Here is a 23,890-nt window from a genome sequence, read left to right as displayed (position 1 = left end):
GCGGAGTTTATCATCGGGCCGGCCGGCGGCCGGACCCGTTGGCTCCTCGCAATGACGGCTAAGCCGACGGTTGCTACGTCGGCTTCTTGGCGAAGGTCGCCTTCAGATTGTCGAACAGCTCCACCTTCACGCCGTTGAGGCGCATGATGTAGCTCTGCTGTGCCACCGACAGAAGGTTGTTCCAGGCCCAGTAGATCACGAGACCGGCCGGGAAGCCTGCCAGCATGAAGGTGAAGATCAGCGGCATCCAGTCGAAGATCATCTTCTGGGTCGGATCCGGCGGCGCCGGATTGAGCTTCATCTGCACCCACATCGTGATGCCCATGATGATCGGCCAGATGCCCATCACCAGATAGGACCCGATATGCGGTCCGAGCAGCGCGACCGGATCGAACGGGATCAGTCCGAACAGGTTGAACAGGTTGGTCGGATCGGGCGCGGAGAGATCCTTGATCCAGCCGAAGAACGGCGCGTGCCGCATCTCGATGGTGATGAACAGCACCTTGTAGAGCGAGAAGAACACCGGGATCTGGACAACGACGGGAAGACAACCGGCAATCGGATTGATCTTCTCCTTCTTGTAGATCTCCATCATCTCCTGCTGCTGCTTCACCCGGTCGTCGGGATAGCGCTCCTTGAGCGCCTGTAGTTGCGGCTGCACCGACTTCATCTTCGCCATCGAGGCGTAGGATTTGTTGGCAAGCGGGAAGAACAAGAGCTTCACGATCACGGTCACGAGCAGGATCGCGATGCCGAAATTGCCGACCAGGCGGTAGAACCAGTCGAGCGCCAGGAACATCGGCTTGGTGATGAAGTAGAAGTGGCCCCAGTCGATCAGAAGATCGAAATGGTTGAGGCCGAGCTGCTTGTTGTAGCCGCCGAAGCCGACCAGCGGGAAGTTGAGGCCGACCACGGCCGCCTCTTTCGCTCCCGCAAACAGCCGCGAATTGGCGACGGCGGTGCCGCCGATCGGCACGGTCTGCGGCCCCTGCATGTAGTCGGCCTGATAACGCTTGTCGCCGGTGGTGAAGCGGGCGTTGTCCAGCGTCGCGTTGGTGTCCGGCAGCAGCGCGGTGGCCCAGTATTTGTCGGTGATGCCGAGCCAGCCGTTGAGCACCTTCTGGAACACGACGCCGCGCGAGTTGCCGCCGGTGGAGGTCTTGGCGTCGTCGATGTTCTTGTAGGTGTATTCCTGCAGGCCCTGGTCGCCGAGATAGCCGATCATGCCCTCGTGCAGGATCGCGTAGCCGGAGACCGGCGGCTTGCCGCCGCGCGAGATCAGCGCGAACGGGTACAGCGTCACCGGCGCGCTGCCGAGATTGTTGACCTCATCCTTGACGTTGAACAGGTAGCGATCGTCGATCGAGATGGTGCGGCGGAAGATCAGCCCTTCGCCATTGTCGTATTTCAGCGTCACCGGATTGTTCGGCGACAGGCTGTTGGAGCCCTCCTGCTGCCAGACCGTCTCGGCATTCGGGGTCTTCACGGCGACACCGCTCGACGAAAGCCACAGGAACTCGGCGTAGTAGGGCTCCGCCGTGCCCGACGGCGACAGCAGCACGATGGCCGGCGAATGGGGATCGACGGTTTCGCGGAACTGGACCAGCGACAAGTCGTCGATCCGCGCGCCCTTCAGCGCGATGCTGCCGATCACCCGCGGAGTCTCGATCTTGATGCGCGGGCCGGACGCCAGCACCGCCTCGCGGCTCTGCACCGGGGCTTCGGCCGCGGGCGCACCCGGCGCCGGCGTGGCGGCAGTTCCGGGAACGGCTCCAGGCGCTGCCGGCGGCGCCGACTTCTGCAGCTCGGCCTGCCGCTGCTGCTCGATGCGCTGCTTCTCCATCTGCGGCATATTGTAGAAATATTGCCAGGCGATCAGGACGAAGCCCGACAGAATGACGGCGAGGATTGTGTTGCGGTTGTCGGACATCTCTTATGGTCTCGTCATTCCATTCGGATTGGGCACGCTGGTGTTACGCCCGGCTCTTGTTCGGCGCAGGCCGGTCGAGGCGGCGCAGCGCCGACCGCAGATCGTCAAGCATGGTCGCAAAGTCACGGGTCAGCGCGTCGCGGCGGCCGACTAGCACATAATCATGCTGGGGACGCATCGATACGGGGTCGACGCGCTTCACCAGTTCGCGAAGCCGGCGGCGGATGCGGTTGCGCTCGGTCGCGGTGCCGTTCTTCTTGGTGACGGTGAAGCCGATGCGGACCGGGCCATCATCGTCGCGGCGGCGGCCCTGCAGCACAAAGCCTGCGGTATTCGCCCGCGCGCCACTGGCAACGGCGAGGAAGTCCGCCCGCTGCCTTAGCCGATCCATAAGAGAAATCTCCGGCGGGAGACGTCCGGGCTCAGGCGCTCAGGCGCTTGCGGCCACGCGCGCGACGCGCGGCGAGGACCTTGCGGCCGCCGGCCGTGGCGAGACGGGCGCGGAAGCCGTGACGGCGCTTGCGCACCAGTTTGCTGGGTTGATAAGTCCGCTTCACGGGTAAGTCTCCGCTGACCGGGCAATTTGCCAGGATTAAGATTAGTCCGTTGAGATGAAGTCCGGTGATGCCGGCCGCCCAAAACGGGCCGCTCGCGGCCCAAATGAGCCGCCCCCGGGGTCAAGAACCGGGCCATCGCGGACAGTTGGCGCGGCTTATAGGGCAGCGCCTCCTTTTCGTCAATGTCACAGGCTGCCGCAAACGGGCTTCTTTGAAACGTCGCAATTGGGGCGAATATATCTGTTTTCGCGGGGTTTTTGCCGGAGAGGGGAGCGCTATGCGGCGCTCGGGAACCGCCGACATTAGCGATCCGTAATTTGACCGGCTTGGGGCCGGGGCCGCATCTTCCACCCCCTGAGCCAAACAAGGCCTTGCTTGTGGCTGAAACTGACGATCAGGCGACCGCGCTGGAGCTGCGGCCCAAGCCATCCCTACGGCTCGGGCTGTCGGGAAAGCTTTTGCTGCTGACGATTCCGCTGGTGATGATCGCCGGCCTGCTGATCTATGTCGCCGCCATTGCCAACTTCCGCATCAACCGCCTGAACGATCGTCTGGCCGCCGCCAACACGGCCGCGCTGGTGCTGGACGCCGCGCCCTCCGGCTTCGTGCCTGAAACGCTGGCGCGCCAGATCCTGACCAGCATCGGGGCCCGCGCCGTCGCCATCAAGATGGGGCAGCAGCGCCGCCTGCTCGCCAGCGCCGATCTGCCGGCCGCGATCGACCATGACGTTGACATGCGGAAGATCACGGTGTGGTCGGCGATCGTCGATGCCTTCGAGCTGATGCTGGAGCGCGGTGACCAGACCATCCGCGTGGTCGGCCCGGCGCCGGGCCAGGCGCAATTCATCGAGGTGGTGATCGACGAGAAGCCGCTGCGGGCGGCGATGTACCGCTTCTCGCGCAACAGTCTCGTCGTGGCATTGTTGATCGCCGCCTTGACCGCGGGGCTGGTTTATCTGGCGCTGCATTATTTGTTCGTCCGGCCGATGCGGCGGCTGACCGCGAGCCTGGTCGGCTTCCACGAAAATCCGGAGAGCTCGGCGCGAATCATCGTGCCGAGCCAGCGCGGCGACGAGATCGGCGTGGCCGAGCGCGAGCTGTCGGACATGCAGCGCGACCTGGTCTCGATGCTGCATCAGAAGAGCCGGCTCGCCGCGCTGGGCCTTGCCGTCTCCAAGATCAACCACGATTTGCGCAACCTGCTGGCATCCTCGCAGCTGCTGTCGGATCAGCTGGCCAGCGTGCCCGATCCGCGGGTGCAGCGCTTTGCGCCAAAGCTGCTGCGCTCGCTGGAGCGCGCCATCGCCTTCTGCCAGTCGACCTTGTCCTATGGCCGCGCCCAGGAGGCGGCGCCCGACCGCCGCATGATCCTGGTCGAGCCGGCGGTCGCCGAGGTGCGCGAGTCGGCCGGGCTTGCGACCGACGCCTCGATCACCTGGATCAGCGCAATCGAGCGCGGGCTCACCATCGACGCCGATCCGGACCAGCTGTTCCGGGTGCTGCTCAATCTGGTGCGCAACGCGGCCCAGGCGCTGGAGAGCCGGCCGGCGAGCGACGGCGGCGCCCGGCAGGTTCGCATCACCGGCCGCCGCGAGGGGACAGTGACGATCATCGAGGTCTCCGATACCGGCCCCGGCGTGCCGGCGAAGGCCCGCGAGCACCTGTTCGAGGCGTTCCAGACCTCCGGCCGCCCCGGCGGCAGCGGGCTCGGCCTTGCCATCGCCGCCGAGTTGATCCGCGCCCATGGCGGCCAGATCCACCTGGTCGAGGGCACCATCGGCGCCACCTTCCGCCTCTCGATCCCGGATCGTCCGGTGGAACTGCTGTCGATCCGCAACGAACGGGCGCGGGCGTAAGGCCTCTTCTGCTGTCATTCCGGGTTCATCGCCGGCCGCGATGCCCCGGAATGACGAACAACGGGCCAAAATCACCGGTCCGGACATGCCTGTCAGACCTTGCCAACGGGATCGGGACCCTGTAGCTAGAGCGCTCTTTCGCGACGTTCCGGCCTTCCGGATCCATGCGGGCTTAACGCCCTGCCGCGAAAATGCGCCCGTAGCTCAGCTGGATAGAGCACCAGACTACGAATCTGGGGGTCGGACGTTCGAATCGTTCCGGGCGCGCCATTCCGTACAAGCCAAATAGCGCACGGCTTGACTGGTCCCGCCTCCGCAGCCCGTGAGCTGCCAGGCTCTCAGCTAGACCCCTTCGTAGTACTGCCGATTGCCCCGCCAGCTTCGCGTGACCCAGCGAAGCCGGCCGAGCCCAGAAAATCCAGGCGGCAATGGCGATATCGCGGTCCGGATCGTCGAGCATGCGTTGCCGCAGCGACTCGCTCCCGTCCCAGACTGTGCTCTTCAAGAACATGAGCCACGCGCCCTGGGGCTGCGACGGCAGGACGGCGCGGGGCTATTGCTTGCGGGAACGATCGAGCGCCGCGCCGCGGGCGAGCGGCTTGGCAACGTCGCGAACGCAATCGGCAAACACCTGCGCCACCGGGCTCAGCATTCGGCCCTTCAGGGTGAAAATCCCCGTCGGCAGATGCCAGCGGGGCAATGCGACGGGGAGCGGCTTGAGCAAATCGGCCCCGGGGCCGAACCGCAGCGCCGAGCCCGGCACGAGGGTGAGGTAGTGGCCGGTGGCAAGCAGGCTGATGCGAAGGTGCAGCGAGTTGCTGAAGATCGTTGCAGCAGGGATCGGCAGTCTCGCGGCATGGAAGGCCTCGACGAAAGGGGAGCCGGGTTCGACTTCCAACGTCGAAAGGATCCACGGCGCAGCGACGAGCTCCGAAAGCGTCAGCTTGCGGCGGCGCGCCCAGGAACTTTGCGGGCCGGCGACGACGACAAGCGGCTCGTAGAACAGCGGCTGCATGTCGATGTCGGAGTCGGGTGTCTCCGTGAGCAGCCGCGAGATCACGATTTCGCAACGACGCTCCCGGAGAAGGTTGAACTGATGCTGAGCCGTGCCTTGCTCCAGTGTGACCCGCAAGCGCGGAAGTCGTCGTGACAGTCGCTCGATCGCTGCCGGCACGAGCCCGGCGGCCCACACCTCCGTGCAGGCAATGCGCAGCTCGCCAGCCTGGGGATCGGTGAGAAATGCGATCTCCTCGACGCCTTGCCGAAGCTCGTCGAACACCGCGGTGCCACGCCTGAGCAGCGCCGTGCCGAATAGCGTCGGCTCGATGCCGCGCGCGGTCCGGTCAAGGAGCGTCACCCCGAGCACGTGTTCGAGATTGGCGATGGTGCGCGAGATCACCGGCCGCGAGATCGCCAGGCGCTCGGCGGCTTTCGCCATGCTGCCCTCCTCGACCACCGTCATGAATACGTGGAGGTCCCGAGGCTTGAGAAGTCGTCCGACCCGATCTGCCCAGCGCATGCGTTGACGTATCCAAACTGCTACCAGCCTGTCCAATAATCGATCTTGTGGATACTCCTAGTCTGGCGCTGACTCCAGTTCCGGCTTCGATTCTTGGCCCGGAGCCGCGTGAAATGGGGGGAGATGGCGATGAGAGGCCTTCGTATCGCGGTTGCAGCTCTGGTCGTCGTGATGAGCACCGCCGCCGGCAGTGCCGCCGAGGTCAACGTCCTCAGCACTCCGACCATGAAGAGCGCACTGGATGACCTCGCGCCAGCGTTTGCGCGCGCAACCGGCCATACGCTCAAGCTCACCTTTGAGGGCGTGCCGGTGCTCAAGCGGCAGATCGAAGCGGGCGAGATGTTCGATGTCGCCATCCTGTTGCCGGCGGCGATCGATGATCTCGTGAAGCTGGGCAAGATCGCCGAGGGCACGCGTGCAGACATTGCCCGCACCGCCGCCGGCGTGGCGATCCACGCGGGCGCGCCAAAAGCTCAGGTCTCCTCGATCGAGGACTTGAGGCGCACCTTGCTCGCGGCGAGGACGATCTCCTATTCGCGTGACAGCGCGAGCGGGAGCTATCTCCTTCATCTGCTCGATCGCCTCGCAATCGAGAGCGAAGTGAAGCCGAAGCTCCTCGCCGTAACGGGTCGGAGCCCGGTAGAGGCCGTCGCGCGCGGGGAGGCGGAACTAACCGTGATCACCGTGCCGAACATCATCGGGGTAGAGGGCGTCACCCTCGCAGGGTTGCTTCCGGACGAGTTGCAGAACTACACGACTTTCAGTGGCGGCCTCAGCGCCAACGCCAGGGAGCCCGGGGCCGCCCAGGAATTGATCGCATTCCTGCGCTCGCCAGTGGCCGCTGCTGCGATCCGGAGCAAAGGACTGGAGCCGTTTGCCCCATGAGACGGCGGCGACGCGTAGCGTAAGATCGCGGGCTGTCGCCATCTTGGCGATCCAAGAGCAGCACACGCTGCAGCGTCGTAGCGCCACGGCGAAACAAGAGCGCCCAGCTTCATCGGCCGCGGCGCGCCATTCCGCTTTGTTTTCATCGAGATTTCGCGTGCTTGTCGGCGTTGTGGCCGGCAACCGTCCGAGCGATCGAGCGCCGTGCTGAGGGCCTGAGGGCAATCATCTGGCGGCCGGCGGCGCACCCCGATCGATCCTGCGACCTTGACGGCTGGTTCGGTTTGGCGCGACTTTCGTCGCAGCCATAGAACCTGCTCGCCAGATCCGGCGACAAACGCGTCAGCGGTGCGGATGGTTGCCTCGGCGCGGAAGGAGAAATGCCATGTTGGACAGGACAGCCCTCGCCATCATCATCTGCAGCACCGTGATCCTGGGTGCGCTGGGCGCCTCCGTGCACGCGCAGACGCCGTCAAGCTGCAAGGAGCCACACGCCGGCACCAGCCGCGTCCCGATGCTGTCGCCGCCGCTCGCCAGCGTGGTCACGGGCACGCGACGGGTGAAATTCTATTCGGCGCCGAATCTTCACTGCCCGATCAGCGGCGTCTTCGTTGTTCCAAATGACAGGCTGATCGCCTATGCGCAAACCCGCGATGGATGGTCATCGGTGATGTATCTCAATCCCAAGACAGGCAACGACGTCTCGGGTTGGGTGAGATCGGCAAGGCTGAAGACAACCGGCACCGTCGGCCCGAAGCAATAAGCGCCACTGTTCGCGGCGCCAATCGACTGGGCCGATCCGGCGAGGGTGGCCTCCGCTGCGATGTTCACACATTCATGGAAGCGTCATCGACACCATACGTATCGCCGACGATCACCACGGCAAACGCGTGATGTCGTCACATTTTCGCCTATGGGCGTGTGGGAAAGTAGAGCGAGCAACAGAACTTGCCAAACCCATGCGCAAATCGGATGTGACCTGCCCCAATTGCCAGGCCGGCTATCGCCGGATCGAGTTGACGTCGAAGGGCGGCGTCGCCGGCGAGTTTCGCTGCCTGGTTTGTGACGATCTCCTTGAGCTGATGGACGGCTCGACCGAGATCGCTTTCCGCCTGACCGTGCAGCCGAACAAGACCTCCTACGTTTTTTAGAGCATGATCCGGAAAAGTGTGAAGCGGTTTTCCGAAAAGATCATGCTCAAACAAAGAGCTAAAGCGCGATGACGATTCAATTCAAACTCATCGCGCTTTAGGATGAGTGGCTTGCGTCGCGGCTATTCGCCGCGGATATCGCTCGGGGCCTTGTTGGTCCAGCGGTGGAACGCGCGCCTGAAATTGGCGGCATCGCTGAAGCCGAGCGCCAATGCGATGTCTTCGTTGGCGAGCGTCGTGTGACGGAGATATTTCAGCGCAATCTGGGTGCGCAGCTCGTCGTGCAGGCCGCGGAATGAAAAGCCCTGCTGACGCAGCTGGCGCCGCAACGAGCGCTCGTTGACGCCGAGCAGCTTGGCGATCGCCTCGAAGGTCGGCGGGTTTGCGATATCGCGCAGCAGGTAGGCGCGAATTTTCCCGGCCACGCCTATGCGCAATTCCAGGTCGCCGAGCAAATCATCGCACAGCGCAACGATGGTCGGATACGTCGTCTTGTTGCCGAGATCGGCGCTGCGGTCCAGCCATTGCGACTTGAACACGATCTGATTGGCCGGCTGCTCGAAGCGCACCGGGCATCCGACATGGTCAGGCGGAAGCTCGAAGTCCGCGGCCTGCGGATAGGCGAGCTTGATTTCGGACGGCGCAAAGCCCGGTCCCATGATGTCCCGCATCAGCGAGATATGGATGCCGATCTGCATCTCGGTGACGAACCGGTAGAGCGCGGGATCGGCCATCGCGGGCAGGTTGGGCTCGATGCTCCATCGGCCGGATGACTTGTCCTCGCTGAAGTTGATCGCCGCCAGCGGCGCCGCCAGCGCGTGGTAGCGCATGGCGAATTCCATCGCCTTGCGGAAGTCGGGACAGCACAGCAGCGCGTAGCCGTACATGCCGTAGGTCGAGATGTGGATCGACGCGCCGATCCGATAGGGCAAATGGCGGTCGCTCGACAGCCGCAACGCGTTTTGGCACACGGTCATCAGCTGCGTCAGCGAGATCCGCGCCTGCGGCGAATGCACGTCCTCGAGCGTGATGTTCACGCCGCGCAGGATCGCGTCGGCGGCCACGCCCTGGCCGTGCAGCATGTCGAAGATGGCGCCGAGCTTGGTGGTCTCATAGATCCTGTCGCTGACGCCGACGGTCAGGATGTCGCTGCGGGCGCTCAAGGGCCGCTTCAGTCGCGTCGTCGGTTGCAAGATCAACCCTGCCTTTCCTTCGGTGCCGGGGTCGCACGATCCCAAGAGATGGAGTGGGACGGAGTCTGCTCACCGCTTGCCAGACCATAATGCCATCTTCGCCCGTGCTGCAAAGCAGCAAAGGAAGTGCGCCACGGAAAACGGCAAAAAAGCCGTTGCGGAAGAAGGCGATGCCGCCGGCGTATGCGGCCTGTCCGGTTCGGACCCGGCTGATGTCCGTTCCGGACCTTCACAAATCTCGGGCGTCACGCGACGCTTCGGCCTAAGGTCATGCGGTGGGACCGCCGTCACCAGACGGCAGGCCACACGATCCGCTCGCTTCAGAATTGCGGACGCTGCAATGGTCGGAGGACACGCCAAGTCGAGGGAGGCTTTCATGGTTGGAAGGCTGATTCAGACCGCCAAATCCGCATACCAATATCCGCTCATCTTCAAGCAGCTCTGGCACACGCCGCGCGTGCAATCGCCGGATCAGGAGATCGTCTACCGCGATCAGAAACGCCAGACCTATCGCCAGACCAAGGAGCGCATCGGCCGGCTCGCCTCGGCGCTGAGCAAGGCCGGCGTCGAGCCGGGCGACACCGTCGGCGTGCTCGAATGGGACAGCCACCGCTTCCTCGAAGCCTTCTTCGCGATCCCGATGATGGCTGCGGTGCTGCAGACGGTGAATGTCCGGCTGTCGCCGGAGCAGATCGCCTACACGATCGATCACGCCGGCGCCACGACGCTGCTCGTCAACGACGAGTTCGTCGGTCTGCTGGAGGGCATCAAGGCACACCTGCCGAAGGTGAAGCGGATGATCGTGATGTCGGACCGGCCGACGCCGCAGACCGGCAGCCTGTCCTTCATCGGCGAGTATGAGAGTCTCTTGGCCGCGGCCTCGCCGGATTACGACTTCCCCGATTTCGACGAGAACACCCAGGCGACCACCTTCTACACCACGGGCACGACCGGACTGCCGAAGGGCGTCTATTACAGCCATCGCCAGCTCGTGCTGCATTCGCTCGCCGGGCTGGCGCTGTTCGGCATGGCCGGCTCGCAGGGCCGCTTCTCGCGCGACGACGTCTATATGCCGATCACGCCGATGTTCCACGTTCACGCCTGGGGCTTTCCGTGGTCGGCGACGCTCGCCGGCGTCAAGCAGGTCTATCCCGGCCGCTACGATCCGGCGATGCTGGTCAAGCTGATCAAGAGCGAGGGCGTCACCTTCACCCATGGCGTGCCGACCATCCTGCAGATGCTGCTCAACGCGGCGGCTGCGGCGAAGGTCGATTTCAACGGGCTGAAGATGGTGATCGGCGGCTCGGCGCTGCCGAAGGCGCTGGCCAAGCAGGCGCTCGCGGCCGGCATCGACATCTTCGCGGGCTACGGCATGTCGGAGACCGGGCCGCTCGCCGCGGTGTCGCATGTCATGTCCAAGGATCTCACCGGCGATCCCGACGGCGAGGTCGAATTCCGCGCCAGAGCCGGCATCGCCGGGCCGCTGGTCGACCTGCGCATCGTCGATCCCGACATGAACGACATCCCGCATGACGGCAAGTCCGCCGGCGAGATCGTGCTGCGCGCGCCGTGGCTCACCCAGGGCTATTACGACAATCCCGAGGGCTCGGAGCAGCTCTGGGCCGGCGGCTATCTGCACACCAGCGACATCGCGGTGGTGAGCCCGGGCGGCTACGTCCACATCACCGACCGGATCAAGGACGTGATCAAGACCGGCGGCGAGTGGGTCTCCTCGCTGCAGATCGAAGACCTGATCACGCAATGCGCCGGCGTCGCCGAGGCGGCGGTGATCGGCATCAAGGACGACAAATGGGGCGAGCGGCCGCTGGCGCTCGTGGTCAAGAAGGCGTTGGAGGCCGACGGCCTCAGCGATGCCGCCATCAAGACCCACCTCAAGACCTTCGCCGACCAGGGCGTGATCTCGAAATACGGCATCCCCGAAACGATCCTGTTCATCGACAGCATTCCCAAGACCAGCGTCGGCAAGATCAACAAGAAGGAGCTGCGCGAGCAGTACGGCAACATGTGACGGTGCGCGCGCAGCCGAAGGGAGCATCGAGGAGGACAGCGACATGAGCAACCTCACACTTGCCGGCCTGGGCGACCGCATTGGACAGGAGCTCGGCGTTTCCGATTGGACCGTCGTCGATCAGGCGCGCATCGACAGCTTCGCGGCGTGCACCGGCGACAAGCAATGGATCCATGTCGACGTTGAACGGGCCAAACGCGAGAGCCCGTTCCGCGGTCCGATCGCGCATGGCTATCTGACCTTGGCGATGGTGGCGCCGCTGTCGATGCAGGTCGGCGTCATTCCGCGTGATGCGGCCGCCGGGCTGAATTACGGGATCGACAAGGTGCGCTTCCTGGCGCCGGTGCCATCAGGCGCGCGGGTGCGGCTGCGCGTCGTACTCGCCGGGATTGAGCCGCGGGAGGGCGGGCAGATGATCATGAAGACCCAGAACACGCTGGAGGTCGAAGGATCGGAGAAGCCCGCCCTGATCGCCGAAACCCTGGCGCTTCTGATTCCAGCGGCGGGAGCACGGCCATGACCACGCAAAATCGCAGTGCGGATTCGTCGCCGTCGGAAATGTCCGAAGCCGCGTCCAGGAACACGCTGGCGCTCAACCCGCTGGTCGGCATCCAGAGCCAGGACCTGGTCGAGGGCGCCAATGTCCTGTTCAAGGCCGTGATGAACGAGCCGAAGGTCGCCACCGAACAGTGGCTGTCGTTCGTCGGCGAGCTCGGCTCGATCGTCTCCGGCAAATCCGAACGCGCCCCGAAGGCGGGCGACAAGCGCTTCGCCGATCCGACCTGGAAGGAAAGCTCGCTGCACTCTGGCCTGCTCAAGGCCTATCTGGCCTGGGGCGAAGCGGTCAACGGCCTGGTCGACAAGACCAGCCTCAGCGACATCGACAAGCAGCGCGCGCATCTGATCACCGAAATCCTGATCGACGCGGTGGCGCCGACCAACACGATGCTCACCAATCCGGCGGCAGTCCGCAAGTTCATCGACACCGGCGGCCAGAGCATGTGGGGCGGCCTGAAGAACTACATGGACGATTTGACGCGCAACCGCGGCATGCCGTCGATGGTCGACATGAGCGCGTTCAAGGTCGGCGAGAATCTGGCGACCACGCCGGGCGCGGTGATCTTCCGCAACGATCTGCTCGAGCTGATCCAGTACACGCCGACCACGCCGACAGTCAGGAAGCGGCCGCTGGTGATCACGCCGCCGCAGATCAACAAGTACTACGCGCTCGATCTCTCGCCGGACAAGAGCATGGTCCGCTTCCTGCTCGAGAGCGGCATCCAGGTCTTCGCCGTCAGCTGGCGCAATCCGACGGCGGCGCACCGCGACTGGGGGCTGGACACCTATGTCGCCGCGCTCGACGAGGCCGTCGACGCGGCGCGCGAAATCTCCGGCAGCGACGACATCTCGATGATGGGGTCGTGCTCGGGCGGCATCACCTCAACGGCCTATTTCGCCACGCTCGGCAGCGCGGCGGAGCAGAAGATCAGGAACCTGGTGCTGGCGGTCTGCCTGCTCGATCCCAACTCGGCCGACGAGAGCGCGTTCGGCTGCCTGATGACGCCCGAGACCATGCGCGCGGCCAAGGCGTCGTCGCAGCTGCGCGGCATCGTCGACGGCCATGATCTGGCGCGGATGTTCGCCTGGATGCGGCCGAACGATTTGATCTGGAACTACTGGGTCAACAACTATCTGCTCGGCAACCAGCCGCCGGCGTTCGACATCCTGTACTGGAACGCCGACACCACCCGCCTGCCGGCGGCGCTGCACGGCGACTATCTCGATCTCTATTTCACCAATCCGTTCGTCAATGCCGGCAAGGTGACGCTCAACGACAAGACCATCGACATGAGCAAGGTCAAGGCCGACAGCTATGTCGTCGCCGGGGTCACCGACCACATCACGCCGTGGAAGGGCGTCTACAAGACCGCGCAGATCATGGGCGAGGGCACCACCTTCGTGCTGTCGAACAGCGGGCATCTGCAGAGCCTGCTCAATCCGCCGAGCAATCCGAAGGCCTCATTCATGATCGGGACGGTCGGCGCCGCCACGCCCGACGCCTTCCTGGCTGCGGCCGAGAAGCGCAAGGGCAGCTGGTGGCTCGACTGGCGCGACTGGCTGCAGCCGCGTTCGGGCGACGAGGTGGCGGCGCCGGCATCGCTCGGCAGCGCGCGCTATCCGGTCCTTGGTCCGGCTCCGGGGACTTATGTCTTTGAGTGATGATCCTACGAGAGACCTCGCGAGTCCGGCCGTGGCGGCAACCCGCGGCACGATCGAGACGCGCGAGATCACGATCGACGGCCAGCTGCTGCAGGTCGCGATCCGGCATGGCGACGGCGGCGGGCCGCCGCTGCTGCTGTTCAACGGCATCGGCGCCAATTGGGAGCTGGCAAAGCCGTTCCTCGCGGCGCTCACCAGCACCACTGCCATCATCTTCGACGTGCCCGGCGTCGGCGGATCGCCGCGGTCGGCGTGGCCGTACCGCCCGTCGACGCTGGCGCGGCTTGCTGCCGAGCTCGTGGCGGAGCTCGGCTACGCCGAGGTCGACGTCGCCGGCGTGTCCTGGGGCGGCGGCATCGCGCAGCAATTCGCGCATCAGTTTCCAAAACGCTGTCGGCGGCTGGTGCTCGCCGCGACCGCGCCCGGCTTCACCATGGTGCCGGCCAGTCCCTCGGTGCTGTGGAAGATGGCGACGCCGCGCCGCTACACCGACAAGGGCTACATGAAGCAGATCGCGGCCGACATCTATGGCGGCGCGTTTCGCAATGACCCGTCACTGATCGGCCGCCATGCCGGCGCGATGCATGGGGCCCGCAGCATGGGCTATTTCTATCAGCTGCTGGCGATGGCCGGCTGGACCAGCCTGCCGTGGCTGTGGTCGCTGCCGCAGCCGACGCTGATCCTGATGGGCAGCGACGATCCGCTGGTGCCGCCGATCAACGGTCAGATCATGGCGAGCCTGATCCCGAAGGCCGAGCTGCGCATGATCGACGACGGGCATCTGTTCATGGTGACGCGGCCGGGCGAAACCGCGGCACTGATCGAGGCGTTTCTCGCCGGCGAGAGCCGCGAGGCCGCGCCGGCGACGCTGCTGTCGCGCACCAACGGTCGCCTCACGGATCTCATTCCAACGTCCGGAGGCGGACGGGAGAAGTCGTAAACATCAGCAACCAGGGAGGATCTCATGACGGATAAAAGCTCATACAACGATATGCTGCGAAAATTCGGCACTGATCTCGGTCTGCCGAAGCTGAACGTGGACGACCTGATGCAGGCCCAAAAGAAGAATCTCGAGGCGCTGACCCAGAGCGCCAAGGTGGCGGCGCAGGGCGCGCAAGCGGTGGCGCAGAAGCAGCGCGAGGTGATGGAAGCCGGATTGCGTGAGGCCGCGACGCTGGCGCGCGAATACAAGCCGCTCAAGGTCCGGGAGAACATCACGCTGCAATCCGAGTTCGCCCGCAAGATGTTCGAGATCGCGGTGAAGGGCGCGCAGGAGAGCGCCTCCACCGCACGGCAATCGACCACCGAGGCCGTGAAGATCATCCAGGACCGCATGAAGGAGAGCTTTGAGGAGTTCCGCGCCAGCGTCCGTCCGAACAAGCCGACCTGACGTCGCGTCCTGAGCCATCAACGACGACCGCTCCCGGCGGGACGTCAGTCCTGCCGGGACGGCGGCATATCAAGGCGAAAGATCTCGGCACGCATCAGGGGAGGAAACCATGGCGAACCCGCAGGCGACACGGGCTGCAAAGCCGGCCTATGCGCCGCCGCCGATCGACGGCGATTTCTACCGGATTGCAACCGTCCTGAACGAGAGCGAGCGCGCACTGGTGAAGCGCGTGCGCGAATTTACGGAAGGCGTGGTCGCGCCCGTGATCGAGGAGTTTTGGGGCCGCGACGAATTTCCGTTCGCGATCATTCCAAAGATGGCCGAGATCGGCATCGGCGGCGTCGGCTATCAGGGCTATGGCGCGGCGGGCGGCAACTGGCTGCTGAACGGCTTTGTCGCGATGGAGCTGGCGCGGGTCGATTCCTCGGTGGCGACCTTTTGGGGCGTGCATACCGGGCTCTCGGCCGGCTCGATCTATCTGTGCGGCGGCGAGGCGCAGAAGCAGCGCTGGCTGCCTGCGATGATGCGCTTCGAGAAGATCGGCTCGTTCGGCCTGACCGAGCCGCTGGTCGGCTCCGCGACGTCCGGCGGCATGCTGACCACCTGCCGGCGCGAGGGCGACGTCTGGATCCTCAACGGCCAGAAGAAGTGGATCGGCAACGCCACCTTCGCCGACATCAACGTGATCTGGGCGCGCGAGGAGGGCTCCAACCAGGTCAAGGGCTTTGTCGTGGCTAAGGACAATCCCGGCTTTTCGGTCGAGAAGATCAAGACCAAGATGGCGCTGCGCGTTGTGCAGAACGGATTGATCACACTGAAGGACTGCCGCGTGCCGGAGGCGGATCGCCTGCAGAACGCCAACACCTTCAAGGACACCGCAAAGGTGCTGCGCATGACCCGCACCGGCGTTGCCTGGTTCGCGGTCGGTTGCCAGATGGGCGCCTATGAGCACGCGCTGCGTTATGTCACCGAGCGCCAGCAGTTCGGCCGCCCGATCGGCGGCTTCCAGCTGGTGCAGGATCTTTTGGTGCGGATGCTCGGCAATGTCACCGCGACGCAGGCGATGATGTTGCGGCTCGGCCAATTGCAGGACGAGGGCGTGATGCTGGACGAACACGCCTCGCTGGCGAAGGCGTTCTGCACCGTGAAATGCCGCGAGACCGTCGGCTATGCGCGCGAGCTGCTCGGCGGCAACGGCATCCTGTTGGAGAACCACATCGGCCGCTTTGTGGCGGATGCCGAGGCGATCTATTCCTACGAGGGCACCCGAGAGATGAACACCCTGATCGTCGGCAAGTCGATCACCGGGCTGAGCGCGTTCGTCTGAGGGAAGCGCCCGCCGCGGCAGGCGGGGCTATCGCATTGGATCGCAGTGTTGCCGGCATCGGCAGTTGGCTCCCTCTCCCGCTTGCGGGCGAGGGTTGGGGTGGGGGTCTCTCCGGGAGTCGTATCGCGGAAATAGCCCCCACCCGGATCGCGTCTGCGATGCGACATAGCCGAAATTCTGTTTCGGCGTTTCTTAGAGACGGCCGCCGAAGGCGGCCTACGCTCCCCCGCAAGCGGGAGAGGCGAAGCGAGCCCGCGGAAAGCCGGCGCATTGCATACGCGATCGCCCTGGCCGCGGCTGGCTGCCGCCGTCACTCCGCCGCGTGCGGGAGGCTGGCGTGCCTGGCCGCCTCGGCGTTCCGACGCGACATCACGGCAACCGCCACCGCTGCCGCGGCAAAGCCCGCGGCGGCGCCGACGCCGAGCGCCCAGCGCGGGCCGAGGTGATCGGCGACCCAGCCGACGATCGGCGCCCCGATCGGCGTGCCGCCGAGCGCCACCCCGAGCCGCAGCGCCATCACGCGGCCGCGCATCGCGGGTTCTGTCGAGAGCTGCATCAGCGCATTCGAGGTGTTGAGGACGGTCAGCGAGGCGACGCCGATCATGACGAGCGCGGCGGCGAACAGCCAGTAGTTCGGCGCCAGCGCCGCGAGCGTGCAGCCGACCCCGAAGATCGCGGCGCCCGCCATCAGCGCGCCGAAGCGCGGCCGTTCGCGGCTCGCGGCCAGCAGCGCGCCCGACATCGTCCCGATCGCCATCATCGACGACAACAGGCCGAAGCCGCGCGCGTCGGTGTGGAATACGCCGACTGCCATGGTCGAGATGAAGATCGGGAAGTTCAGCCCAAAAGTGCCGATCAGGAACAGCATCACCAGCGTGGCGCGGAGGTCGGAGCGCGACCAGACGTAGCGAAACCCTTCGGTGATGCCGCCCTTGGCGCGGTGCGCCCGCGCGTTCGGCCGCAGCTCGGACTTGCGCAGCAGCGACAGCGACGTCAGCACCGCCATGAAGGACATGCCGTTGAACAGGAACGCCCAGCCGGTGCCGACCGAGGCGATGATGAGCCCGGCGGCCGCGGGTCCGATCATCCGCGCGGCGTTGAACGAGGTCGAGTTCAGCGCGATCGCGTTCGACAGATCCGCGTCACCCACCAGCTCGGCGACAAAGGTCTGGCGCACCGGGGCGTCGAGCGCGGCGCTGCAGCCGAACAGGAATGCGAACACATCAACGTGCCAGAGCTCGACCAGCCCGGTGACGGTGAGTATGCCAAGGATCAGCGACAGCGTGCCCATCGCCGCCTGCGTCATCATCAACAGCCGGCGCTGGTTGAAGCGATCGGCGGCGAGGCCGGACCAGGGCATCAGCAAAAGTTGCGGGCCGAACTGCAGCGCCATCACGAGGCCGACCGCGGATGCGCTGTGATCGGTCAACTGCGTGAGGACCAGCCAGTCCTGGGCGGCGCACTGCATCCAGGTTCCGACATTGGACACCAGCGCGCCGGCGGCCCAGACCCGGTAGTTGAAGCTGCGCAGCGATCGAAACACCCGCCTCATGAGCGTCCCGGTTCGTTGCCGCCGTGAAACCGTCCGAACCGCCGCGCCAGCACCAGGCCGATCGCGAGGCCGCCGAGGAAGAGTGCAGTGATGTCGCCGGTGTTGCGCAGTCCGAACTCGCCGACGCGGCAGACCAGCAGATATCCGACGAGGAGGTTGAAGAAGCCCCAGAGGATGTTGACCGTCGATGTCGACAGTCCTTCGCCGCGCTGCTTTGCAAACGGGGTCTGGAACGGTTCGCCCATCATGCCGGCGACAACGTGAGGAATGGCGTTGGTGAGAAAGGCGCCGCCGAAGAAATAGGCGACAAGGTCAGGCCAGTTCATGGGCGTACCTCCTTTCAAGCGGCCTCAATCGTCGATCAGGCGCTTCAGCAGCCCGACGGCGGCCGCCAGCTCGTCCTGTTCCTTCGGCGACAGCTGCGCGGTGATGGTGCGCGACAGCCAGTCCTGCCGCGCGGCGCGGCTGGCGCGGAGCCGCTCGCGGCAGGCGTCGGTCAGCGACATAATGGTTTGCCGGCCGTCCTGTGGATCCGGCGCGCCGCGGACCAGGCCCGCGGCCTCGAGCGCCGCGATCGCCGAGCTCATCGACTGCGGACGCATCCCTTCCGAACGCGCCAGACTGGATACGGTTGCCGGGCCGTGCCTCTCGAGACGCAGCAGCACCGCGACCTGCGACGGCGAGAGGTCGTCGCGTTCGCCCTGCTCACGCAGCCGGCGCTTCAGCTTTCCGATCAGCAAGCGCAGTTCTTCGGCGAGCGCGGACGCACGCGCAGACCCGGCACGGCCCGATGCAGCGTTCATGCCGGTTGCGTAGCAGATATGAAGATAAACTGCAAAGATGAGCTTCGCAGTTTGGCTGCATGGCTGCCCCGCGCGCGCCGCGTCCGCCGCCGCCCGTTGCGGACCGCGGGGCATGCTCGCGCCAATCTTGAGAAGAGCGGGCGAGACCTATTGGGGCGCCTTGTGGCCGCCACCCGTGCGGCCGCCGGCGCCCGGCCCCTTGGCCTGAAGGTCCGCTGCGTCAGTCGTTGGACTGGAATGCATTTCCTTGGCGCGCTTGGTCAGGGCCGCGTAGCGCGCCGTCGCGCTGAGGCTCATCAGGCCGGCGCGCACCAGCCCGAGAATCGCGCGGCGCGAGTGGAACGGGCCGGTCTTGCTCGCGGCATAGCCGCGCGGAAAGAGTTGCAGGCGGCCGGCAAGCGCGGCCTGCAGCGCTGCCTTCTGGGTTGCGCTCAGGCGGCGGCGCCGCGCAGGCTTTACCGCCTCCGCCAACATGCGCTGCTCCGTGCGCGACGACTTCCGTGGCGCGGCGCTCATCTCCGTCAACTCACACTCCGGTCGATTGGCGCGGCTTTCGAGAGGCGCCGCCGAGCTGGCATCGCCGTCGGCGCCGGCATCTGGCACGCGATGGCTTGCACTTTCGCTTGTTAACCAGAAACCGCATTTCGGGCGGCTGCGACATCTGACGGAAGTCAGGATCGGTTATGACGAAAGTCATATTCGTTTGCGGCCGCTATCGGCTTACGTCAGAGTGGGATGCTCGCTGAGCTGACTGGGCAACGCATGATCGACCTGAGCGCGGACTTGCTTCCGGCCGCAGAAGCCGACGTCATCGGCCTCGCCGTGATCGGCGCCGACCGGCGCATGGTGCGGAAGATCGGGCGGCTGGTCGAATGGCTTCCCGCGGTCGGCGCCGACTGCTGCGAGTGCATGCTGCTGGTCGGCATGGAGGCCGAGCTCGTGGCGCTCGCCGAAGGACGACGTGACATGATCGCGCTGGCCGGCGTGCGCGGCGCCGCGCCGGGGATCGCCCAGCCGGTGACCGCCGTGGTGCTGTGGAACGACGCGCAGTCGCATTATTTCATCATTGCGATGCCGGATTTCGCCGCGCGCCAGGTCGAGACGCTGCTCGGCAGCGAGCGCCGGGCCCGCCGCCTGATGGAGCAGCAGCTCGAGGCGGCAAGCGCGGAGGTGCGCTTTGCCTCGCTGGCGCGGACGCGGCTGCGGCTGGCGCGCGATCTCCACGACACGTTGGTGCACTCGATCGTGGCGCTGCTGACCCAGATCCGGCTGATCCGGCATTACCTGTCGACCGATCCGGCGCGCGTCGCCGACGGCCTTGCGACGGCGGAGGATGCGGCGGCCAGCGGCCTGCAGCGCGCCCGCGAGGCGATTGCCCGCCTGCGCATGCCCGACGATCTGAAGCTCGATACCGACATCGAGGAACTGCTGACCGACTTCGCCAAGCGCAGCGGCGTCAAGGTGTCGACCGAGATCGACGATCGGGCGCGTGCCGGGCTGCGCGACTGCGGCCTGACGATCCAGCGCATCCTCGGCGAGGCGCTCCGCAACGTTCAGGCCCATGCCGAGGCCCGCCACGTTGCGTTTCGCGCGTTCGAGATGCCGGCCGCGGTCGGCCGCAGACTTGTGGTGGAAGTTCGTGATGACGGCCGCGGCTTCGATCCCGCTGTTCCCAAGCCCGGACATTTCGGATTGATCGGAATGGCTGAATTTGCTGAACTTGTCGGCGGAACCTGCGCGGTCGAGAGCGCGCCGGGGCAGGGCACGGTGGTCCGGATCTCGCTGCCCGTGGCGGTGCCGCCGGCAGCGTCGTCCGGCGTGCTGGCCGATTAAGTTGCCGAGCGCGGACTCGGAACGAGAGGATGGCGGTAAGCCCGTGAGCAGAACAGAGAAGGTGCGGGTGCTGATCGCCGAGGATCAGGCGCTGATCAGGGAAGGTATCGCTACACTGCTGTCGCAGCAGAACGACGATTTCGAGATGCTGCCCGGTGCGGCCGACGGCGAGCAGGCGATCGAGTTCGCGCGGCGCTATCGGCCCGACGTCATTCTGATGGACCTGCAGATGCCGCGCGTCGACGGCATCGCGGCGACCCAGCGCATTCTCCGCGAACTGCCGCAGACTCATGTCGTGGTGCTGACGACGTTCGAGACCAACGATTTGATCTTCGAGGCGGTCAGCGCCGGCGCCAAGGCCTATCTGCTCAAGGACGCCAGGATCGACGAGATCGCCGCGACGATCCGGGCGGTGATCAACGGCCAGTCCGGCCTCTCACCGAGCGTCGCCGCGCGCATCCTCGACGAGTTCAAGCGGCTGCGCGGCCCGCGCGTCTCGGCCAAGCTGCCGGTCCGCGACGGGCTGACGGCGCGGGAGAATGAAATTCTCACGCTGATCGTCGAGGGCAAGAGCAACACCGAGATCGGCGAGCGGTTGCATTTGGCCGAGGGCACGGTGAAAAACTACGTCAGCACCATCCTGGAAAAATGCCAGGTCAAGAACCGCACGGAACTCGCAATAAAGGCAATAACTTACTAGAATCAATTGGCTTCGCGCGCACGTCGTTGCTGCATTGTCTCGCGATTGCTCGCCCGCACCCGCAAAATTGGCTATAGGATTGGTCCGGATTGCTTTTTGACGGCGGGCCGGGTGGCGCGGTTTAGGGTAAGCAGGGAACGACCATGAAGGGTATCGAGCGCGAGACCAAGGCTACGGATGGGCTCGCAAACGCAGCGGCCGCGGGCAACGGTGCGGATTCCGCCGCGCATGGCGCGGCCACGATCGATCAGGTCCGTGACCTCCTGTTCGGCGGCGCGCAGCGGTCGATCGAGAGCAACCTTGCCGGCCTCCGCGAGGAGATGCAGGCCTCGCTCAAGCAGCTCCAGGCCCACTTCGCCAATGAGCTTGCCGCCCTCCAGGCCAAGGTCGCCGATCTCGAGCAGCACACCGAGCAGAAGCGGCTCGACTCGCTGAAGGATATCGGCGCGGCGATCTCGCAACTCGGCGCGGCCGTCAGTGGATTGGGATCCGGCCGCACGGACAGATAGCATGGCAGCTGCTGCCGGGCAGAACCGCGAGATCGAGCAGCTCAAGACATTGCTGTTTCAGCCCGAAGCGACGCGCCTGCAGTCGCTGGAGGCCGATCTTGAATCGTTGCAGCACTATGTCGGCACCGCCGACCGGCTGGAGACGGCGACCGCCGGCATCCTGGTCGAGGCGCTGGAGCGCGCCGAGGTCACTCGTCCGCGCGAGCTCGCCAATGCGATTGCGCCCACCGTGGTCTCCGCGATCAGGAGCGAGATCAGGAATTCGCGCGAGCAGTTGATCGAGGCGCTCTATCCGATCGTCGGCCGTCTCGTCAGCGCCGCGGTCGCGAACTCCTTCAGGGAGATGGTTGCCTCGCTCGAGCAGCGCATCAACAGCCTGACATCAGCGCAATTGTGGGTGGGGCGCATCAAGTCGCTGGTGACCGGACGTCCGATCAGCGAGTTCGTGCTGGCGGACAATCCGCCGCGGGTGAACCGGCTCCTGATCATCGAGCGCGGCAATGGCCGGCTGGTCGCGGACTACAAGCACGACGCGACCGCCGATGAGCGGGCGGATTTGCTCAGCGCGATGGTCGCGGCGATCCTGGAGTTCTCGGTTCAGGCGCTCGCTGGCGAGGGCAATCTGCAGACGCTGGATTTCGGCGGACGGGAGATCGCGCTGCGCGCCTCGGCGCGCTTCATCCTGGCGGCGGAGTGCCTCGGGCCGCTGCGCCCCGCCGACAATGCTCGGATCAATGCGCTGTTCTTCGACGCGATCGAGCGCATCGACCGCGGCGCCACCTGCGACGCCAGGATGCTCGCATCGCTGGCGGCGTCGATCGAGGCGGATGACGCGCCGCGCAAGACCGGCGGCCGGCGCGGCAAGGTGATCCTGATCGGGCTGCTCACGGCGGCGGCCGCGCTGCTGGTCTGGCTCGCCGCGACGTCGCTGACACGAAGCCTGCTGGAACGGCGGACCGAGGCGGCGCTGGCGCAATTCGCCACGCAGCAGCCGCTGCTGGCGTCGTTTCCGCTGCGGCTCGATTTCGATCATGGCAACCGTAGCGTCGCGGTATCGGGCATCGAACCGAGCGAGTTCACGGCGGCGTCGCTGATCGATGCGCTCAGCGCCGCCGCAGCACCGTACAAGATCGTCGACCGCATCGGCGTCGTGACCGGACCGCAGCAGGTGGCGGCGGCCCGGGCCGACATCGCGGGCCTGCAGCAGTCGCTGGCGCGCGCCCAGGCGAGCCTCGACCAGATCCGCGATGCGATAGCGGCGCAAGCGAAGTCGGGCGACCAGCAATACGCCAGGCTGAACGAGCAGGTTGCGAAGCTCGGCGAGCAGTATGGCAAACTGGGCGAGCAGTCGGCCGCGCTGCAGTCGATCGTCGACAGTCCGGCGGCGCGGCTCGACCGCTTCATCGCCACGACGGCGGTGTTCTTCGTCTACAATTCGGATGATTTCCTGAACAATGATGCGGCCGAGCAGCAGCTCCGCGAACTCGCCGGTCTGCTGGCGAACAACGATCTGCGCCTGCGCATCGTCGGCTATGCGGATCCGAGCGGAACCGAAGGGACCAACCGGACGCTCGCACGCAAGCGGGCCGAGCAGGTGATGCACAAGCTGACGGCGCTCGGAATCGATCCGTCGCGGCTGACCCCGGTGTCGCGCGCGGCGACCATGCCGATCACCGACCGGCTCGACCCGACGGTCGGCGGCAACCGCCGCGTCGCGTTCGAAACCGTTTACCGCACCGAAGTGCCGCGCTGATGCTGACCGCGAAAGTCATGCTGCTCGGCGATATGGGGGTCGGCAAGACCTCGATTTTGCACCGTCTCGTCTACGACCGGTTCGAGGGCCAGTACAAGTCGACGCTCGGCGTCGAGATCCTGAGCCATGACGTCGCGCCGGCCGACGGCGGCGAGCCGACGCGCCTCGTGCTGTGGGACACCGACGGCGATTTCGGCACCCAGATCTTCGACACCGTCTACGTCACCGGCGCCTCCGCCGCGATCATCGTGTCCGACGTGACGCGTCCGCAGACGGTGACGCGCATGGTCGAGCTGGTCCGCGGCTTCGAGGAGCGGTTTCCGGGCCGGCCCTACAAGGCGCTGCTGAACAAGGTCGATCTTCCGGAGGCTGCCGGCAGCGCCGGCGCGATCGGCGAACTTGCGAGGTCGAGCGTCAAATCGGTCAGCGCCAAGACCGGCGCCGGCATCGTCGAAAGTTTTGCCGAACTGGCGCGGATCATTCAGCGCCGCCAGTTTTAGGAACGTCCTGGTTGAATCAGCCTGTCCGCAGGCTCGCTCTGCCTCTCCCGCTTGCGGGGGAGGCCGACGCGCGTAGCGCGGCGGGTGGGGGTTCTCTCCAAGAGTCGTATTGTGGCGAGAGCCCCCACCCGCATCGCATCTTCGATGCGCTGCGACCTCCCCCGCAAGCGGGAGAGGTCGTGC

At 65.7% G+C, this 23,890-nt stretch carries 24 protein-coding genes and 1 tRNA gene; 16 read left to right on the top strand and 9 right to left on the bottom strand.

The annotated features are described in order from the left end of the window. Nucleotides 1-73: 73 nt before the first annotated feature. Genes yidC through rpmH form a run of 3 tightly spaced genes read right to left on the bottom strand, consistent with a single transcriptional unit; the run spans nucleotide 74 to nucleotide 2,487 of the window. Complete coding sequence (yidC, locus tag CI41S_RS09535) at nucleotides 74-1,930, bottom strand: membrane protein insertase YidC (protein WP_139858718.1); 1,857 nt, start codon at nucleotides 1,928-1,930, stop codon at nucleotides 74-76. A 43-nt stretch (nucleotides 1,931-1,973) separates the two neighbouring features. Then, nucleotides 1,974-2,321 carry a ribonuclease P protein component gene (rnpA, locus tag CI41S_RS09530; protein ID WP_139487144.1) on the bottom strand — a complete coding sequence of 116 codons (348 nt, stop codon included), beginning with the start codon at nucleotides 2,319-2,321 and terminating at the stop codon, nucleotides 1,974-1,976. Nucleotides 2,322-2,352: 31 nt separating this feature from the next. After that, entirely contained in the window at nucleotides 2,353-2,487 is a 135-nt protein-coding gene (gene rpmH / locus CI41S_RS09525) for a 50S ribosomal protein L34 (RefSeq protein WP_008542748.1), read from the bottom strand. A gap of 377 nt (nucleotides 2,488-2,864) precedes the next feature. Between rpmH and CI41S_RS09520 the strand changes: the two genes are divergently transcribed. Both CI41S_RS09520 and CI41S_RS09515 read left to right on the top strand, forming a co-directional pair. Next, the gene (locus CI41S_RS09520) at nucleotides 2,865-4,343 is read left to right on the top strand and encodes a sensor histidine kinase (protein WP_139858717.1); all 1,479 of its coding nucleotides are present in this window, start codon (nucleotides 2,865-2,867) and stop codon (nucleotides 4,341-4,343) included. Between the two features lie 193 nt (nucleotides 4,344-4,536). Then, nucleotides 4,537-4,613, top strand: a tRNA-Arg gene (locus CI41S_RS09515). Between the two features lie 283 nt (nucleotides 4,614-4,896). On the opposite strand, the gene CI41S_RS09510 is transcribed toward CI41S_RS09515, so the two are convergent. Continuing rightward, nucleotides 4,897-5,862 carry a LysR family transcriptional regulator gene (locus CI41S_RS09510; protein ID WP_139858716.1) on the bottom strand — a complete coding sequence of 322 codons (966 nt, stop codon included), beginning with the start codon at nucleotides 5,860-5,862 and terminating at the stop codon, nucleotides 4,897-4,899. Between the two features lie 171 nt (nucleotides 5,863-6,033). On the opposite strand from CI41S_RS09510, the gene CI41S_RS09505 reads away from it, so the two are divergent. The 3 genes from CI41S_RS09505 (at nucleotide 6,034) to CI41S_RS09495 (ending at nucleotide 7,898) form a co-directional block, all read left to right on the top strand. Continuing rightward, nucleotides 6,034-6,747, top strand: a complete 714-nt coding sequence (locus CI41S_RS09505) for a molybdate ABC transporter substrate-binding protein (protein ID WP_172627971.1) — start codon at nucleotides 6,034-6,036, stop codon at nucleotides 6,745-6,747. Nucleotides 6,748-7,132: 385 nt separating this feature from the next. After that, the gene (locus tag CI41S_RS09500; RefSeq protein ID WP_139487148.1) at nucleotides 7,133-7,510 is read left to right on the top strand and encodes a hypothetical protein; all 378 of its coding nucleotides are present in this window, start codon (nucleotides 7,133-7,135) and stop codon (nucleotides 7,508-7,510) included. Nucleotides 7,511-7,706: 196 nt separating this feature from the next. After that, nucleotides 7,707-7,898 carry a transcription initiation factor IIE subunit alpha family protein gene (locus CI41S_RS09495; protein WP_139487149.1) on the top strand — a complete coding sequence of 64 codons (192 nt, stop codon included), beginning with the start codon at nucleotides 7,707-7,709 and terminating at the stop codon, nucleotides 7,896-7,898. A gap of 122 nt (nucleotides 7,899-8,020) precedes the next feature. Here CI41S_RS09495 and CI41S_RS09490 read toward each other — a convergent pair whose 3' ends face one another. Next, nucleotides 8,021-9,097, bottom strand: a complete 1,077-nt coding sequence (locus tag CI41S_RS09490) for an AraC family transcriptional regulator (protein WP_139858714.1) — start codon at nucleotides 9,095-9,097, stop codon at nucleotides 8,021-8,023. A 370-nt stretch (nucleotides 9,098-9,467) separates the two neighbouring features. Between CI41S_RS09490 and CI41S_RS09485 the strand changes: the two genes are divergently transcribed. The 6 genes from CI41S_RS09485 (at nucleotide 9,468) to CI41S_RS09460 (ending at nucleotide 16,057) form a co-directional block, all read left to right on the top strand. After that, entirely contained in the window at nucleotides 9,468-11,120 is a 1,653-nt protein-coding gene (locus CI41S_RS09485; protein WP_139858713.1) for a fatty acid--CoA ligase, read from the top strand. 43 nt (nucleotides 11,121-11,163) lie between these two features. Beyond that, nucleotides 11,164-11,640, top strand: coding sequence for a MaoC family dehydratase (locus CI41S_RS09480; RefSeq protein ID WP_139858712.1), 477 nt, complete (start codon nucleotides 11,164-11,166; stop codon nucleotides 11,638-11,640). Continuing rightward, complete coding sequence (locus CI41S_RS09475) at nucleotides 11,637-13,340, top strand: alpha/beta fold hydrolase (RefSeq protein WP_139858711.1); 1,704 nt, start codon at nucleotides 11,637-11,639, stop codon at nucleotides 13,338-13,340. Before CI41S_RS09480 ends, CI41S_RS09475 begins: the two co-directional genes overlap by 4 nt. A gap of 31 nt (nucleotides 13,341-13,371) precedes the next feature. Then, complete coding sequence (gene phaZ, locus CI41S_RS09470) at nucleotides 13,372-14,280, top strand: poly(3-hydroxyalkanoate) depolymerase (RefSeq protein WP_244626455.1); 909 nt, start codon at nucleotides 13,372-13,374, stop codon at nucleotides 14,278-14,280. 24 nt (nucleotides 14,281-14,304) lie between these two features. Continuing rightward, a complete protein-coding gene (locus tag CI41S_RS09465; protein WP_139858709.1) occupies nucleotides 14,305-14,730 on the top strand; it encodes a phasin family protein in 426 nt (141 codons plus the stop codon). A 109-nt stretch (nucleotides 14,731-14,839) separates the two neighbouring features. After that, nucleotides 14,840-16,057 (top strand): acyl-CoA dehydrogenase family protein, encoded by a 1,218-nt coding sequence (locus CI41S_RS09460; RefSeq protein ID WP_139858708.1) that lies wholly within the window; start codon nucleotides 14,840-14,842, stop codon nucleotides 16,055-16,057. 310 nt (nucleotides 16,058-16,367) lie between these two features. On the opposite strand, the gene CI41S_RS09455 is transcribed toward CI41S_RS09460, so the two are convergent. From CI41S_RS09455 to CI41S_RS44175, 4 genes are all read right to left on the bottom strand, one after another. Beyond that, the gene (locus CI41S_RS09455; protein ID WP_139858707.1) at nucleotides 16,368-17,609 is read right to left on the bottom strand and encodes an MFS transporter; all 1,242 of its coding nucleotides are present in this window, start codon (nucleotides 17,607-17,609) and stop codon (nucleotides 16,368-16,370) included. Beyond that, complete coding sequence (locus CI41S_RS09450; protein WP_139858706.1) at nucleotides 17,606-17,935, bottom strand: hypothetical protein; 330 nt, start codon at nucleotides 17,933-17,935, stop codon at nucleotides 17,606-17,608. The genes CI41S_RS09455 and CI41S_RS09450 overlap by 4 nt, the downstream gene beginning before the upstream one ends. Nucleotides 17,936-17,959: 24 nt before the next feature. Next, nucleotides 17,960-18,412 (bottom strand): MarR family winged helix-turn-helix transcriptional regulator, encoded by a 453-nt coding sequence (locus tag CI41S_RS09445; protein WP_139858705.1) that lies wholly within the window; start codon nucleotides 18,410-18,412, stop codon nucleotides 17,960-17,962. Between the two features lie 147 nt (nucleotides 18,413-18,559). Further along, complete coding sequence (locus CI41S_RS44175; RefSeq protein WP_244626454.1) at nucleotides 18,560-18,886, bottom strand: hypothetical protein; 327 nt, start codon at nucleotides 18,884-18,886, stop codon at nucleotides 18,560-18,562. A 288-nt stretch (nucleotides 18,887-19,174) separates the two neighbouring features. Between CI41S_RS44175 and CI41S_RS09435 the strand changes: the two genes are divergently transcribed. The 5 genes from CI41S_RS09435 to CI41S_RS09415 all read left to right on the top strand — a co-directional run bounded on the left by CI41S_RS09435 (nucleotide 19,175) and on the right by CI41S_RS09415 (nucleotide 23,707). After that, nucleotides 19,175-20,245, top strand: a complete 1,071-nt coding sequence (locus CI41S_RS09435) for a sensor histidine kinase (protein WP_172627970.1) — start codon at nucleotides 19,175-19,177, stop codon at nucleotides 20,243-20,245. Nucleotides 20,246-20,288: 43 nt separating this feature from the next. Then, nucleotides 20,289-20,945, top strand: a complete 657-nt coding sequence (locus CI41S_RS09430; protein ID WP_139487161.1) for a response regulator transcription factor — start codon at nucleotides 20,289-20,291, stop codon at nucleotides 20,943-20,945. 143 nt (nucleotides 20,946-21,088) lie between these two features. Then, nucleotides 21,089-21,454 carry a hypothetical protein gene (locus CI41S_RS09425; RefSeq protein WP_139487162.1) on the top strand — a complete coding sequence of 122 codons (366 nt, stop codon included), beginning with the start codon at nucleotides 21,089-21,091 and terminating at the stop codon, nucleotides 21,452-21,454. Between the two features lies 1 nt (nucleotide 21,455). Beyond that, complete coding sequence (locus CI41S_RS09420) at nucleotides 21,456-23,207, top strand: OmpA family protein (RefSeq protein WP_139858703.1); 1,752 nt, start codon at nucleotides 21,456-21,458, stop codon at nucleotides 23,205-23,207. Then, on the top strand, nucleotides 23,207-23,707 hold the full coding sequence (locus tag CI41S_RS09415) for a Rab family GTPase (protein ID WP_139858702.1): 501 nt from the start codon (nucleotides 23,207-23,209) through the stop codon (nucleotides 23,705-23,707). Before CI41S_RS09420 ends, CI41S_RS09415 begins: the two co-directional genes overlap by 1 nt. Nucleotides 23,708-23,890: the final 183 nt, after the last annotated feature.

Origin of the sequence: Bradyrhizobium ivorense, assembly GCF_900696085.1 — a bacterium.
Lineage (GTDB): Bacteria > Pseudomonadota > Alphaproteobacteria > Rhizobiales > Xanthobacteraceae > Bradyrhizobium > Bradyrhizobium ivorense.
The sequence above is the reverse complement of the archived record's forward strand: the minus strand, read 5'-3'. Positions and strand labels throughout refer to the sequence as shown.